We start from the raw sequence: 14,995 nt of genomic DNA, 5'->3' as shown, positions 1-14,995 counted from the left end.
CCTGCCGGACAATCAGGCAGCAATCTGAGACTCGTCGAGCTTATTTGGCTTTCTGAAATAGCAGCGGCGCGAAGTGCGACAGATTGTCCCGCCACACCATCCAATCATGCATTCCTGGCGTCTCGATCGCGGTCGCCGTGATCCCCTTGGTCGTAAGCCATGAGATGAGTTCGCGGTTCGGCTTGATCAGTCCTTCATCCGTCCCGCAAGCAATCCAGAGCAGTCGCAGATCGGCGGTCTTCCCATCCAATTTCGCAAGGCGCTCATGACCAACCAGCGTTGCCGCCGCGGAACTGAATCCCCCGACCCAGGCAAATTGTTCGGAATGAGACAGCCCGATCGACAAGCTTTCTAGCCCTCCCATGGAAAGGCCGGTGATCGCTCGGTCATTGCGGTCGCGAGAGACGTGATAGGCGGACTCCACGCGCGGCAGCACTTCGGTCAGCAAAGCCTGAGTGAACAGGTCCACGTTGTGATCGATGGATTTGGGGTTGTCCCAGCCTCCATCGCCGCCGAGGACGAATTTCATGTCGCCATATCCGAGAGGCATCACGACGATCATGGGTTGCGCTTTACCTTGCGCGATGAGGTTGTCGAGGATGAAATTTGCCTCGCCGACCTCCGTCCACCCGTTTGCGAGATCGCTCCAGCCGTGCAGCAGGTAGAGGACCGGATACGGGTTGGCTCTCTTCGGATCGTAGTTCGGCGGCGTGTAAACGAAATATTCACTTTGCCCGTCGGCGAGGCCGAGCACGACTTTAGAAGTGTAGAAATGGTGATGGACGTCTCCGTGCGGCACGTCGAGCACATCCCAGAGTTGTGCAGTCTTGCCCGGAACTGTCACGGCATTTCCGAGATAGAGCAAGTTCGGTTTTACCACTGTATTTTTCGGATCGAGCAGTCCCTGGCCATCGACTTCAAATGCGTACCCGTAAATCTCCGGCTTCAACGGAGGCGTCACGATGCTCCACACGCCCTCCATATCCTTATCCTTCGCCATGGGCAACGGATCGCCCGCGCCATCAAGGATCAGAGAAACCTTCTTGGCCCCGGCATCTTTGTAGCGGAACGTGATGCTTCCGTCGGGATGGACTTCGTGAGAATCAAACGATTTGGGAGCTTGCCCGTATGCCGGGACACCGCTCAGTAAGGAGAAACCAAGAAAAATAGCGGCAAGGAGGAATCGTGACGTTGGTCGCATTTTCATGCGAGCAATTTTAACGGGTCTCGCGCACCGCAGCCACTCTGTCTCTCTCTTGCGATTATTGGCGGGATCTGCAGGGTAGAGGCGAAGGTAGGCGCAAGGTGCTGATATGGGGCCAGGAGGATTAGTAGTCGGGCCGCGCGGATTTGAACCGCGGACCCCCTGCGCTCAAGAGACGTGCGAAGGACTAGTAGCCCCGCCCGGGCCACGTTCCGGCCTGCCAAACTGGTGCCGTCCCGCCACGATTCACCGCTCGTTCAGGTCGACGTCCACCTTGGCCTCCGCTTCATTCAAGAGAATAAATAACTACGTCTTGCGCTTGCAAGGCGAGTAAGTAGGGTGAGCTTGTTTCGATCCGACGCCTTCGTCAAGGCGATAAATAGTTAGACAAGGCATAACTGATGCCATTACACTGTGACCGATATTGTGAGCCGAGTTATAAAGCAAGGACGACTCGATACCGCATTTCAGGCTCTGGTACTCCATCTGTGGCGCACAAGTGTTTGTCACCTTCGGACGGTCGGAGTGCGGCATCTACGTACTCATAGGGAGCGGTGAATGAGTGCACATCGCTGTAGGTTACTGACCTCCCATTTGGTCCTAGGGATTATTTTTCTTGTGAAAACAACCGTCTGCTTTGCGCAGGTGGTCCCGCGCTTGGTCGAACCAGTGGACAACGCAAACCGGATTAAGCTGACGGGCAATGTCCATCGCTTGGCTCGCGCGGAATTTGGCCGCGGCCTCGCGCCACGTGACTTGGCAATGGATCGCATGCTGCTCGTGCTCAAACGCAGTCCCGAACAGGAATCGGAATTGCGAAAGTTGCTTGACGACCAGCAGGATAAAGCTTCGCCTCGCTATCGCCGATGGTTAACACCCGACCAGTTTGGTCAGCAATTTGGCCCGGCGGACGCCGATATCCAGAAAATCACTGCGTGGCTGCAAGTACAGGGATTTCATGCGGTGCAAGTAAATAAAGGGCGAACGCTGATTGAGTTCTCTGGCACGGCGACCCAGGTGCAGGAGGCATTCGAAACCTCAATCCGGAAATTTGTGGTGAACGGTAAAGAGCATTGGGCCAACGCTGGGGATCCGACCATTCCTGCAGCGTTATCGCCGGCGGTAGCAGGTGTATTCACGCTGCACAATTTTTATAAGAATCCTCTCGTTCACGTGACCGGGACGCAATTTACCGCGAAAGCCGAGGCAGGGGAACGTCCGCAATTCACCTCCGGCAATGGGTTGCATGCCCTGGGACCGGCGGACTACTACACCATTTACAACTTTAACCCGCTGGTAGGTTGGTCTTCCAAGATCGCGATCGTCGGTCGCTCCAATATCAATCTCCAGGATGTGACTTATTTCCATTTTTGGATGTACGACCAGGCCACGTCCTACCGAGTGGTCGTGAACGGCGACGATCCAGGAAACTTGGGCGGAAGCGAGGAAGTGGAGGCGGTACTCGACACCACATGGGCGGGAGCGGTCGCACCCACAGCCTTTGTGGAATTGGTGGTCTCTAAGTCGACCAACACCACAGACGGAGTCGACTTGTCCGAAGCATACATCATCGATAATAACCTCGCGGACGTGATGAGCGAGAGTTTCGGCAGCTGCGAAGCAAATTTCACCGCTGCCGAAGCAGCAGGTATTTCGAGCCTGGCGCAGCAGGCGGCCGCGCAGGGAATCACCTATGTTGTGGCGACCGGCGATTCCGGGTCGGCAGGTTGCGACGACCCGAATACCCAGTCGATCGCGACCCACGGTTTGTCAGTTAACATGCTGGCTTCATCGCCATATACCGTGGCTGTGGGCGGAACGATCTTCAATGAAAACGGACACGACAGCACGTACTGGAGGCCGACCAACGCGCAGCCGACTTTAGAGTCCGCGATTTCGTATATTCCCGAAAATCCATGGAATCAAAGCTGCGCGGCAGGTCAGCCCGGATGCACTAATCCCAATATTTGGGCGGGTGGCGGGGGCGCCAGCACATTCTTTTCAAAGCCATCCTGGCAAGCAGGTGTAACAGGCATTCCTTCCGATAACGCTCGACACCTGCCTGATGTTTCTCTCACCGCTGCTACGCACGATCCTTATCTGCTTTGCATCCGGGGATCGTGTATCCCAGATTCGCATGGGAATATCAGCTTCATCGGCGTGGGCGGAACATCTGCGTCAACGCCTGCCTTCGCGGGAGTCATGTCCCTGGTGATTCAAAAACAACTGGTGCGTGTCGGGCAGCCGAACTATGTGCTGTACAGGTTGGCGGCCGCGGAAAATCTCTCTCAATGCAACGCTTCCATCACGACGCTTCCAGCGAGCACATGCATTTTCAACGATGTCACGGTTGGCAATAATGCGGTTCCCGGTGAACCCAAGTACGGAACTCCCGACGCAACCTATCAGGCAGGAACCGGCTACGATCAAGCTACCGGACTGGGATCGGTCAACGTAACGAACCTGATCAACCAGTGGAGTTCGGTGACATTCAGTCCGACGACAACGACCTTTTCGATCAGTCCCACCACAGCCGTACACGGCTCGCCCGCAAATGTATCCGGAACCGTGACACCGAATAGCGGAACGGGCACGCCGTCCGGATCGGTCTGGTTCACGCAATATCCGCCGGGTAATATCGTGGGTGATTTTACGGTGAGCACGTTTTCGTTGGACAATCAGTCGAATTTTGCTGGTGTAACGCACCTGCTGCCGGGCGGATCGTATCAGGTCTATGCCCACTATGCCGGCGATGGAACGTATGCGGGAAGTGATTCCACTCCCCCCGTATCAGTGACGATTCAGGCGGAACCAACCACCATTACGTTTTCGGTGCTGACAAAAGATGGGGGCGGGAATTTCATTCCATTCACAGGGGGCCCGTACGGAACGCCCGTCTATTATCAGGCGCACGTCAGCGGGCAATCGGGCTACGGCACCCCGGGGAATTGGGTAAACTTCTGGGACACGAACGGAGCGAGTGCGGGGTCCAACTGGCTGGATGCGAGTGGCAATGCGTTGACTCCGCCTCTTACACAAATCCAAGCAGGATCCCACTCCCTCACCGCAGGATACTACGGGGACCCCAGCTTCAATTCCAGCGTCGATTTGACGCCCATCAATTTCAATATCACCAGCCTCGCGACCAATACGTTGCTCGCGTCCCAGCAGACGTCAGAATCATTTCTGCTGACGGCAACCGTCAGCGCCTCGGGAACCGGCGCTCCAGCCACAGGAACCGTTACATTTTATTCCGGCAACACGGTGCTGGGGACGGCTTCGTTGACCAATGGCAGCACAGGCAATGGCACGACCCAGTCAACTGCTACCTTTGACGCCACGCAACTCGCCCCCGGGCAATACTCCGTCACAGCGAGCTATCCTGGCGACGGAAACTACACAGCCTCGAATTCGATTCCGTTGGCCCTGAATCTGGCTGCAGATTTCGCCGTCGCGGATCGAGGAATCACAAGTCAGACGGTGCCGGCAGGTCGCACGGCGTCCTACATCAACGATATTGGAGTGAACCCGTTCTTTGGATTCACTGGTACCGTTACCGTCTCCTGCACGGTTCCGGCGAAGGCTACCACCTGTTCGGTGAACCCGAACTCGTATCCGCTCGGGAGCGGGAAAGGGATTGGCACTCTCTCGGTAACGACCACAGCGCGAACAACAGCGCCCGTAGCAGGGATGATCTCGCCCTTTGTTCCATCGATTTGGTTGAGTTCGACGATCGGATTGTTAGGCGCCTTGGTCGTTCCGTTGGCGCGGGCCCGACAGCGCCGCAAAGGCCGCTCTCTTCTTCTGTCGCTGCTGTTCCTTCTGTCGCTGATTACTATCGGGCTGGCCGGATGCGGCGGTGGCGGCACAAATGGAGGCGGAGGCGGAGGCGGAGGTGGAGGTGGTGCAACGGGAACACCCGCCGGCACCTATACCATCACGGTGACGGCCAATTCGGGCTCACTAACCCATACGACCACCCTCACGCTCGTAGTGCAGTGAGAGCATCCGCAGTTTATTTTGCGTGCAAGTGGGTGATGATTGGTCGGGGCGGCGAGATTTGAACTCACGACCCCCTGCGCCCAAGGCAGGTGCGCTACCAGGCTGCGCTACGCCCCGACTGCAACTGATTATAAATGACTGGCTTATTTGTGCCGCTTCCTCGCCTGCGAAAATCGAATGTGACTTTGGGAACTCTCCTCCCCATACCATCGCCAACATCCCAGACCGCGCTCACGCTATAATCGTTCTTCGCAAGTCATGGCCCGTTCACGCTACGCATTGGTGGCCTACATCCACCACCCGGTTGGGAATTTCGTGGAAAACCTCCGCCGGGAGCTCCATCCAGTCCTGCCTCATATGCCGGCTCACCTGACCATCCTGCCGCCGCGGGAGCTGAGTGGCCCGGAGCAGGCGGCTCTTGAGTTCCTAGAAGAAGCCTGCAGCCGCGTGGAGCCCTTCGAAGTCGAGATTGGCGACGTGGGAACCTTTCTGCCCACAACGGCGACCGTGTTTCTGCAAGTGAAGCGGGCCGCCTACCGCATGCGGGAACTCCACGATCAGCTTTGCGTGGAGGCTTTGAACTGCCCCGAAGCATGGCCGTACGTTCCGCACATGACCATCCTGAAGACAGACGTTGATCAGCAGGCGATCGATGCCGCCGCAGTGGCCCGTGAGCGCTGGGCGGAATTCACTGGTCCACGCACCATCCGCTTCGACGAATTGATGTTCGTACGGGAGACCGATGGAGTGTGGGAAGACGTTGGCCGCATACCGCTGGGACGCTCCCTTTTGTCTGCCCGACCATAGCCTGCAATAACCCCCAAAAACCCCAAACGCCCGGCCAATAGGGCAGTGGCGCCAGTACATGTACTTTCCGGCCGTTGCCAAGTCCAAACGCTTGATTACCATAGGAGTTACGGGCTCTAAAACCAAGCGCCGGATCCCAGGCTGCGGGTCGATTTAAGAGAAGGCACAATGCACATTGGGGTTTATGGATCCGGCTATCTCGCCACCGTCATCTCTGCCTGTCTTGCCGATTTCGGCACTCCCGTTTGCTGTTGTCACGCCGACAGTTCCCGCATCACGGAAGTGGCGAAAGGCGAAATTCCTTTCTTCGAAAAGAATTTGCAGGAAGTCATTCGCCGCAATGTTCGTTCCGGACGCCTCGTGTATTCCACCGACCCTGAAGATCTGGCGCGCAAGGCGCAAGTCATTTTCCTCGCGGAAGACTCTCCGCAAGGGCTGGACGAGTTGGTGCTCCGCATGGGCCGGGCTGCCGGCCGGGTGCAGGTGCTCTCTATCGTCACACCCGTGCGGGTAGGCACAACTTCAAATCTGGAAAAAGCACTCAAGGCGCAAGCTCTGCGCAGCATTCTTGTCTGCCAGCCCATGTTCTTCACAAACGGCTGCGCGGTGGAAGACTTCAACTGGCCTGACCGCATTATCCTCGGGACGTCTTCGAGTGAAGCGGTTTCCGCGCTGAAACAGATTTTTCATCCGCTCGTGATGCGCGGCGTGCCCGTGCTGGTGACAAACTACGAGACGGCGGAGCTGGCACGGGAAGCGACCACCGCTTTTGTCGCCACGAAAATTTCTTTTATCAACGAAATTGCCAGCCTGTGTGAACACGTACGCGCCGATGCGGTCAGCCTTTCGCTCGCTCTCGGACTCGACAAGAAGATCGCACCGCGCTGCCTGCAACCTGGCGCCGGCATGGGCGGCATCTTCGCTGAGTCAGATATGGATTCGCTGGCTGGACTGGCATCCGAAAACGGTGTGGACCTGAAGATCCTGCGTGCCGCTCGTGAAGTCAATCTGAGCGTCGCGCAACGGATGTTTGAAAAAATATCCGGTGCGATCGACACGGTGAACAACAAGGACGTCGGTATCCTCGGACTCGCTTTCAAACCCAACACGAATTCTGTGGCTGGCTCTGCATCGATCCAACTCGCGCAGAATTTGTTGTCCAAGGGCGCTCGCGTTCGGGCGTACGATCCGGTCGCAATTCCTGAAGCGAAACACCAGCTCAACGGTACCGTGAAGTATTGCGAGTCCGCCTACGGCGTGGCTGAAGGTGTGGACGCTCTTGTCGTCGGCACAGGCTGGCCAGAATTCCGCACGCTTGACTTCGGCAGGATTCGACACCTGCTCAAACGCCCCATCATCATCGATACCAAAAACCTGCTCGATTCGTCCCGCCTTCGCGCCATGGGATTCCAGTACATGGGCGTAGGCAGGAAGTAGTCGAATTCTTCAGTAGCTGGGTGCCCCATCTTTGCGCGTTCTTTGCGCAAAGGTGGGATTCCACTGCACTCACCCAGTAGGGATCTTCTATCCAGAAAATTTTCACGTGAAGGGTTGACGTATGGCTTCTTCAAGACCACCCGTGAGCGGTTGTACTAGCTCATGCGGGAGAAGATGGAGTATGGTTCATGGGCAATGACTCGCTGATTGAGGCAGAGTTTCGGACTCAGTGACAGGAGAGATTCATGAACCGTACCCTACAACCGGCCCGCGCGCTCTTCGCTATTGGACTGGTAGGCCTCGGCGTGCTTGCCCTCATCTACCACGACTTCGCGCTGGTATGGCAGCCGGTTCCACCCTCGGTGCCGGGCCGGACTGCTCTGGCTTATGCCTCGGGCGTGCTCATGCTCGGCTGTGGTGTAGGCATGCTGTTCCGCGCGACCGCACTTTGGGCCGTGCGCATACTGTTCCCTTACCTCATCGGCTGGATGCTCCTCAAGGTTCCCGCTCTGTTCGCTGCGCCCGGCATGGAGGCGGTGTGGCTGGGCTTCGGCGAACTGGTCATGCTGATGAGCGGCGGTTGGATCCTCTGGGCCGTCTCTGAAAGTGCTGCGTCGGGGTCCGGGTTCGCTCTGATCGGCGGCCGCCGCGGTCTACAGCGAGCGCTGGTTGCTTTCGGTCTCGCTGTTCTGCCCGTGGGCCTCTCTCATCTGGTCTACATCTCGGAGACGATGGGATTTGTCCCTGCCTGGCTGCCAGCCCGCACCTTCTGGGCCTGCCTCACTGGCGCCGGACAAATTGCCTGCGGCCTCGGAATCCTCTTTCATGTTCTTCCGCGGGTGGCGGCGTGGTGTGAAGCCGGCATGGTGAGCGCCTTCACTCTACTCGTATGGTTGCCGATGGTCGTCTCCAAACCTGCTGACCGTTTGGCTTGGACAGGCTTCTTTATCTCCTGGATCATCGGGTCAGCCGCTTGGGTTGTAGCGCAACAGCAAGGAGTCGCCGGGCGTGAGGATTTGCGGGACTCATCCTGACGGCCCCCCACTTCCCCTTGCTATAATCAATCTCTGCGGTGGGAATAGCTCAACTGGCAGAGCACCGGACTGTGGCTCCGGCGGTTGCGGGTTCGATTCCCGTTTCCCACCCCAAACTCTCCTGATCCAAACATCCAATTCAGATTGATTAAAGACTTCCGAGAAAAGCCCGCATCGCTGTGGAATTGCGAAACGCTTCCGTGCCGCCGCTCGCGGTGGTCGAGAACGCGCCACACAGATTCCCGAAGGTAAGACAAGTCTGCAGGTCGGCCCCGCGCAGAAACTGGTCGAGGAAACCGGCGTCGAAACTGTCTCCTGCGCCAACTGGATCGACTACCTGCACCTTCGCCGCAGGCGCGTTGTAGCGTTGTCCTTCATGGATGGCCATCGCCCCGCGTGATCCCAACTTGACCACCAGCGTCTTCACGCGCGCGGAGAGCCACACTAGCGCGGCTTCCAGATTGTCCGTGCGCGCCATCTTCATCGCTTCCCGTTCATTGGGGAAGAGAATATCCACGTAGGGGAGGATCGCCTCGAGTCCACCGTCCCAGTGGCCATCTGGATCGTCGTTCGTATCCAGCGAAGTCGTGAGGCCGGCGCCTTTCATCCGCTGGAATACTTCCGGCACTCGTGCCAGCAGCTCTCTCTGCAGGAACAGCGACGACATATGAAAATGCCGCGCTGATGTCAGGTATTCAAAGTCGAGATCCTGAAAGCGCAGAGCCGAAATGGTTCCGAGGTAGGTGAGAATGTGACGATCCCGCTCGTGTTGGAGAATCACGGTCACGCCGGAAGCTTCGTCCTCCGAGCGAATGATTTTCGACAGATCGACACCGCTTGCGCCCAGACGCTCCAACGCCATTTGCCCAAACGCGTCGTCGCCCACTTTCGTGACGAATCCAACCCGGCTCCCGAGTGCCGCCAGATTGTGCGCCACAATCGCCGAGGAGCTTCCCAGGGTCATGCTGAACGAACTGGCCAGCAACTCGCGCTCTGTCGGCATTGGCTGCGGCAAGCCGTAGAGGATCAGATCAAAATTGATCTCTCCCGCGATAGCGATGTCCAGGTTAGACAAAAGTAGACCTTCCCCATACAGCGATGATTACGTGCGGTGGAACAACAGCGAAGAGCTATTGCAGCTCGACAACTCGCGTCAAATTCTTAGGGGAGTCGGGATTGAGCCCCTTCTTCAGCCCGTGATAGACGCCAGCGAGCTGCCCCCAGATCGTATAAGCGGCAGGTCGCGCAAACTCCGGAACCGTCAATCCCAGTTCAATCGCAAAATCCGAGAACTTTCCCGCGCGGGCATCCAGCCGGTTCGCGATGACCAGGGTCGCCGCACCCAATTTCTTCATCTCTTCCAATAACTCAACTTCCGCATCGTAGGAAGATTCCGAGATCAGGAATGTGATTAACGTATCAGGACTAACAATCGATTTCGGACCGTGCCGGAATTCCAGGGAATGGAAAACCTGGGCATAGGTACAGGAAGATTCGGTCATTTTGAGCATGCATTCCGAGGCGATTCCGAACAAGCGTCCTTGCGCCAGGAAAATACAATCGTCGACATCGCGGGACTCAATGAATAGCCGCAGGCGTTGCGGAATGTCCGCCAGCAACGGGGCCGCTTCGTTTGGCAGTTGCATCAGGGCGCTGCAGAGTTTTTCGTCGCCGGCGATTTTAGTGCCCAGATATTGCAGCCCGAGCAGCATCGAAGTAAACGACCGGGTCATCACCGTACTCTGTTCGTCGGCGTCCAACAGTTTGAGGGTGAGACTGGCTTCTGCTTCGAGCATTTCACCGTCGGCACAGGTGATGGCAATCGTGCGCAGGTTTCGCTCTTTTTCGAGCAGGTGTGCAGCTCGCACCGCTTCGGACGTGCGACCCGAACGCGAAATCACGACGGGTATGTAGTCGCGGCTAGGCGGAAGCGAGAGCGCGGGATAAAGTAGTATCTCGGAACCGGGCACCGCGCGCGCCGGCAGTCCCAAGTGCTGGAACGCGGATGCAGCCGCAATGGCCAGGTAGTAGCTGGTGCCGCAGCCCACAAAAAGCCATTCTGCGCCGGGTCGAGCGCGCTCGACGGCCCGCTGCAATTCCGCGCTGGACGCCAGCTTTCGCAGGCATGCCGTCCACCGCTCGGGTTGGGAAAGAATTTCGCTCAGAGTGTGAGCGCCGTACTCGCTTGAAATATTGGTCGAAGTCATTCTGTGTCTGGTCCCTAAACCACAGTCACCTTCACGCCCGCATCCTTCAAGGCACGCAGGTCGGATTTGGGAATCATCTTGTCGGTGACGACCTCGTGCACGGAAGTCACCGGCATGATGTTGCACAAGCTGCGGCGTCCAAACTTGCTCGAATCACAGACGGCAACCGTGCGCCGCGCAATCTCCACCATGGCGCGGTTCACCTGTGCTTCCAGCATGTTTGGAGTAAACAACCCGGCGTGTGTATCGAACCCATCCACGCCCAGAAACAAAATGTCCGCGCTGAGTTGATGGAGCGTCTGCTCCGCCAATGGACCGACCAGGGAAAATGAATTCTTGCGCAGGGTTCCGCCCGTGAGCATGACTTCAATGTGCGTGCCGGCCAGTTCGGCAGCGATGTTGATCGCATTCGTAATCACGGTGAGGCGCGACATGTCTTTCAGCGCGCGTGCAATGGCGGTGGTCGTGGTGCCAGAATCCAACAGGACCGACTGGCCTTCTTCGACGAGGGCTACGGCCGCTTCGGCGATGCGTGTCTTCTCGCGCCGGTGGAGTTTCTCTTTCTCACGCAACGTGGGATCGAGCAGCGCTCCGCTCTGCACGGGCAAGGCGCCCCCGTGAGTCCGCTGGACAACCCCCTGGCTGTCGAGAATCTCCAGATCCTTACGAATGGTGATCTGCGAAATCTTGAAGTGGCGCGCCAGATCCTTGACGAGGACACGCCCCTCCCCGTGGAGCATTTCGAGGATCTTTCGTCGACGCTCTTCGTTAAATAATCCGTCAGCAGGCATTCAAATTGATCTTTCGATTAGTTTCGTTTAGTAACTTTCGTCGATGGCCACGGCTGTTGTCAAGACCAAACAACGGCCACCACAGGGGCCACTCCTCGGTCGCCTCATTTCGAAAGTGCTGCGCCTTTGAACTGGCTGAACAGCCGCTCTGCATTTAAGTGATAAACCTTTTCCAGCACCTCGTCGGGCAGACCCAGTCCATAGATCATCCACCGCCCTTGCCCCGGATACTGCGCGTACGGGAAGTACTCATCCTCGGTCTCGAGCCAGCGAAAGTAGTTCTTATACATTGCCTCGGACGCGCCTTCATCGGTGCCGAACATGATCCGGTCGGGATTCTTGAGGATTAACTTTCGAGCTCGTCGCGGTTGCCGGCCGAGTTCTCCTTCGCGCGCGCCGGTCTCGATCATCACGTTGGGAAACTTGTCCAGCGTCTGCTCCACGAAGTCCAAATTCTCCGGCCAACTGCCAAAGTGCAGCGCGACGAACCTGGTTTGCGGATGTTTCGCAAACATCCGGTCACGCTGCGCCATCAATTCGGGCAAAGTAGGGAACTGCGGCCCGTAGAAACTCCAGTCCGGATGTTCGATCAATTCTTCGTAACGTTCGTTGCTGGCGTCGATCGGATGAAAGAAAGCTTCCGGGTCCGCGACGTGAATGAAAACGGGAATGCCGAGGCGTCCACATTCCTCCCACACCGGATCGAGCCGCGCGTCATCAACGGGGATCAGCTTGCCGGTCTTGTCGCGAACTCCGAGGCCGAGTTCCTTCAGCATTTTCAGGCCGCGTGCGCCGCGCGCTACCGAGTCGTCGACCTGTTTCACCATCAACTGACTGAAGTTCGGATCATCGATCTTGCTCCAGTCCATTTGCGTGAACACCATGAATCGCCCCGGATAGGGCTTGACCATCGTGTCGATCAGTTTCTGCAGGTCGTCGCCCCAACCGCCGGTGAGGATGACGACGGTCTTCACATTGAGGCTGTCCATGCGCGCGACCATTTCTTTCGGATCGACACGATCCCCGATGCCGCGCGGGTCGTTGGTGTGGTTATGGACGTCAATGACGGGAAACTTTGCGCGATTTACTTCGTGCTTCCCGGCGTGCAGCGCCGTGTCGGGATGGAAATCCTTCAGGAGGATGGTCTTCTTGCTGTCCGCATCGGCGGCGGGTTTATACCCGATTGGGGTTTGCTGGGCGACGCCCAAAGCCGCAGCCAATAGGGTTAAGCACAAAAGTGAGGACGGAATATTCTTCGCCATTTGTCTGGCAGAATACACCATCTCGAAAGAAAGCGAAAGAAGTCGAAACAAAGCGGCGAAAACGCAGATTGCGCGCGCTGACTCATGTCGACCGACAACAGGGATTGCTGAATTTCGCACACCTCGTTTTCACGACTCCGAGAGCAAGGCGCCCTATCCTACGGCGTCACCGTGAACTTCAGTTTGCTCATCACGACTCCACCCGGAGACGTCACGGAAATCTTACCGGTCTTGGCGCCGGCCGGGACCGTGGCCGTGATGCTGCTGTCGGTGTTCACCGTGAAGGACGCCGACTTGGCGCCAAACTTCACCTGGGTGACGCCGGTCAGGCCGCTGCCTGTGATGGTGACGGCCGATCCGACTGGACCGCTGGCCGGGCTGAATCCGGTAACCACCGGCACAACCAGAAAGGCGTGATTACTGGCGAGCGTGCCACTAGGCGTGGTCACGCTGACATTGCCTGCCGTCCCGCCGGCCGGGACAGTGGCGGTGAGGTAAGTGTCGGAGACGACGTTGAAGCTCGCCGCGGTTCCGTTAAATTTCACGCTCGTCGTTCCGGTGAAGCCCTGGCCGAGAATCTGAACGCTTGAACCGACCGTGCCGGTCCAATAGACGAGGCGGGCGAAGCGCGGGAGGGTCGCGTCCAGGCTATAAAGCACGCCACAGAAATTGCAGCCGTTGCTGCCGGTGCCGCCCGAGGTGGTGTCTCCGAAGAGAACGCCGTTCGTATGCTGATAGGGAGTGACCTGCGGACTGTTCCCCTTGAACGCGCCGCTCGTGTTGCTGAACAAGACCTGATTGCTGTAGCTGCCGCCGGTGGTGATCTGAAACAGGACGCCGAAACTGGTGCCCGGGTTGGTGATGGTGACGCCGTACAGTTTTCCGTCGGAAGCCTGGACAAGTCCGGCGAAGGGTGTGCTGCCGAATCCATCGTTGGCGAAGTTGTGGAGGACGGTGAGATTGCCGGAGGGAGTCATTTTGTAGACGACGCCCGTGCCGCCGGTTCCGCCGGCGCGCGTGGTGCCGTAAAAATTGCCGTCAACGCCCTGGATGATCGCGCCCATCGGATTCTGTCCGTCAGTGCCAGTGAAGGCGTGCAGCACGACGAACTTCTTTTTGGGCGTGATGCGGAAAACGTCGCCGTTCACATTGGCGCCGGTGCCGCCGAGGAACGTTCCATAGAAGTTGCCGTCGAGCCCGAGCGTGATCGCCTGCGGATAGCGCGTGATGCCGTCGAAGGTGTGCAGCAGGGTGAGTTTGCCCTTGGTGGTCATCTTGTAGACGGTACCGAAGACCGCATTATTTCCGTTGCCGGTGGTGCCGTAAAAGTTGCCGTCCATGCCGATCACCGGAGGAGCGTTGGCGGCGGAGCCTTCGGTGTTGCCGTTGAAGTTGTGCACGACGGAGAAGGTGCCGCTGGGCGTGATCTTGAAGACATTCCCGAAGCCAACCGTACCGCCGGATGGAGTTGTACCCCACAGATTGCCGTCCGCGCCGAGCGTGAGGCCGCTGTTCGGGAAGGCGCCGTCGTTGGGGCCGTCAAAGGAATGCAGGACGGTCATGCTTCCCGAGGGCGTCAGGCGAAAGACCGTACCGTACTGATGTCCGTTGAAGAAGGCTCCGCCGCTCTGCGAGGTGGCGTAGAGGTTGCCGTCGCGTCCCTGGGCGAACAGGCCCATCCAGGCAGGAAGCAACGGGTCTCCGGCATTGGTTCCGAGGTCGTAGAGGTCGGTATAAGTCTGGGCGAGAGCGGTGGGACTGGCCGCGGCGACCACCATGAGTATGGTCACGGCCAACAGCACAGAGATTCGGTTTGCGGTCATGGACGACCCTCCACGGAAGCTCGGGACGAGCCAGCAAAAATGTGTATTGATTGCGGAATCCAGGTTCCCGGCAACCTGGCCGTGAGCAGAATCCTCGGAGGAGAGGCCCCGGGATTTTACCCTATTTCGCTATGCGTGGAATGGAGGGGAAAACCGTCATGGGGCACGAGAAAGGGGGCCCTTCCATACCCTCTAGCAGGATGCGAAAAAACTCGGTGTTGTTCTTGATTTTGGGTGGCGCAGCGGCTCACCGCTGCGGTCACTGCCTTGTTTTGAATTAAGGCTTTAGCCACTGAGGGCGTGGTTCGTTTGTTAGAAACGGTTTTGCTGCAATATTGGACCTCTTGATTATTCACTAGCTAAGGACTGAATGTGAGCTGTCGCAACCCGACTTCCGACCATCAGCGGTTCAAGAAGCCTTCGCTGCT

10 protein-coding genes and 2 tRNA genes are annotated in these 14,995 nt (G+C 57.8%); 5 read left to right on the top strand and 7 right to left on the bottom strand.

The window, feature by feature from the left end; genetic code table 11:
* Positions 1–40: 40 nt before the first annotated feature.
* On the bottom strand, positions 41–1,201 hold the full coding sequence (locus HY010_03435; GenBank protein ID MBI3474758.1) for an esterase: 1,161 nt from the start codon (positions 1,199–1,201) through the stop codon (positions 41–43).
* 621 nt (positions 1,202–1,822) lie between these two features.
* Between HY010_03435 and HY010_03430 the strand changes: the two genes are divergently transcribed.
* Positions 1,823–5,206, top strand: a complete 3,384-nt coding sequence (locus tag HY010_03430; protein ID MBI3474757.1) for an Ig-like domain repeat protein — start codon at positions 1,823–1,825, stop codon at positions 5,204–5,206.
* Positions 5,207–5,246: 40 nt separating this feature from the next.
* Here HY010_03430 and HY010_03425 read toward each other — a convergent pair.
* Positions 5,247–5,323, bottom strand: a tRNA-Pro gene (locus HY010_03425).
* Between the two features lie 141 nt (positions 5,324–5,464).
* Between HY010_03425 and HY010_03420 the strand changes: the two genes are divergently transcribed.
* The 4 genes from HY010_03420 to HY010_03405 all read left to right on the top strand — a co-directional run bounded on the left by HY010_03420 (position 5,465) and on the right by HY010_03405 (position 8,598).
* Positions 5,465–6,013, top strand: coding sequence for a 2'-5' RNA ligase family protein (locus tag HY010_03420; protein ID MBI3474756.1), 549 nt, complete (start codon positions 5,465–5,467; stop codon positions 6,011–6,013).
* A gap of 168 nt (positions 6,014–6,181) precedes the next feature.
* Positions 6,182–7,450: a UDP-glucose/GDP-mannose dehydrogenase family protein gene (locus tag HY010_03415; protein ID MBI3474755.1), complete on the top strand. Its 1,269-nt coding sequence runs from the start codon at positions 6,182–6,184 to the stop codon at positions 7,448–7,450.
* A gap of 245 nt (positions 7,451–7,695) precedes the next feature.
* Positions 7,696–8,484 carry a DoxX family protein gene (locus tag HY010_03410; GenBank protein ID MBI3474754.1) on the top strand — a complete coding sequence of 263 codons (789 nt, stop codon included), beginning with the start codon at positions 7,696–7,698 and terminating at the stop codon, positions 8,482–8,484.
* A gap of 38 nt (positions 8,485–8,522) precedes the next feature.
* Positions 8,523–8,598 (top strand) — tRNA-His (locus HY010_03405).
* A gap of 34 nt (positions 8,599–8,632) precedes the next feature.
* Here HY010_03405 and HY010_03400 read toward each other — a convergent pair.
* The 5 genes from HY010_03400 to HY010_03380 all read right to left on the bottom strand — a co-directional run bounded on the left by HY010_03400 (position 8,633) and on the right by HY010_03380 (position 14,567).
* On the bottom strand, positions 8,633–9,559 hold the full coding sequence (locus tag HY010_03400) for a sugar kinase (GenBank protein MBI3474753.1): 927 nt from the start codon (positions 9,557–9,559) through the stop codon (positions 8,633–8,635).
* A 55-nt stretch (positions 9,560–9,614) separates the two neighbouring features.
* On the bottom strand, positions 9,615–10,691 hold the full coding sequence (locus HY010_03395; GenBank protein ID MBI3474752.1) for an SIS domain-containing protein: 1,077 nt from the start codon (positions 10,689–10,691) through the stop codon (positions 9,615–9,617).
* A 14-nt stretch (positions 10,692–10,705) separates the two neighbouring features.
* The gene (locus HY010_03390; protein MBI3474751.1) at positions 10,706–11,482 is read right to left on the bottom strand and encodes a DeoR/GlpR transcriptional regulator; all 777 of its coding nucleotides are present in this window, start codon (positions 11,480–11,482) and stop codon (positions 10,706–10,708) included.
* Between the two features lie 104 nt (positions 11,483–11,586).
* Positions 11,587–12,744 (bottom strand): amidohydrolase, encoded by a 1,158-nt coding sequence (locus HY010_03385; GenBank protein MBI3474750.1) that lies wholly within the window; start codon positions 12,742–12,744, stop codon positions 11,587–11,589.
* Positions 12,745–12,902: 158 nt separating this feature from the next.
* On the bottom strand, positions 12,903–14,567 hold the full coding sequence (locus tag HY010_03380) for a hypothetical protein (protein ID MBI3474749.1): 1,665 nt from the start codon (positions 14,565–14,567) through the stop codon (positions 12,903–12,905).
* Positions 14,568–14,995: the final 428 nt, after the last annotated feature.

The sequence above is a fragment of the Acidobacteriota bacterium genome (assembly GCA_016196065.1).
GTDB lineage: Bacteria > Acidobacteriota > Terriglobia > Terriglobales > Acidobacteriaceae > Acidiflorens.
Note: the sequence above shows the minus strand (reverse complement) of the source record. Positions and strands in the feature narration are given on the sequence as shown.

What these genes read in the sequence shown, in the direction of transcription:
- HY010_03435 (MBI3474758.1), bottom strand. Translation starts at nt 1,201, where the DNA reads ATGCGACCAACGTCACGATTCCTCCTTGCCGCTATTTTTCTTGGTTTC.
- HY010_03420 (MBI3474756.1), top strand. Translation starts at nt 5,465, where the DNA reads ATGGCCCGTTCACGCTACGCATTGGTGGCCTACATCCACCACCCGGTT.
- HY010_03415 (MBI3474755.1), top strand. Translation starts at nt 6,182, where the DNA reads ATGCACATTGGGGTTTATGGATCCGGCTATCTCGCCACCGTCATCTCT.
- HY010_03410 (MBI3474754.1), top strand. Translation starts at nt 7,696, where the DNA reads ATGAACCGTACCCTACAACCGGCCCGCGCGCTCTTCGCTATTGGACTG.
- HY010_03395 (MBI3474752.1), bottom strand. Translation starts at nt 10,691, where the DNA reads ATGACTTCGACCAATATTTCAAGCGAGTACGGCGCTCACACTCTGAGC.
- HY010_03390 (MBI3474751.1), bottom strand. Translation starts at nt 11,482, where the DNA reads ATGCCTGCTGACGGATTATTTAACGAAGAGCGTCGACGAAAGATCCTC.
- HY010_03385 (MBI3474750.1), bottom strand. Translation starts at nt 12,744, where the DNA reads ATGGCGAAGAATATTCCGTCCTCACTTTTGTGCTTAACCCTATTGGCT.
- HY010_03380 (MBI3474749.1), bottom strand. Translation starts at nt 14,567, where the DNA reads ATGACCGCAAACCGAATCTCTGTGCTGTTGGCCGTGACCATACTCATG.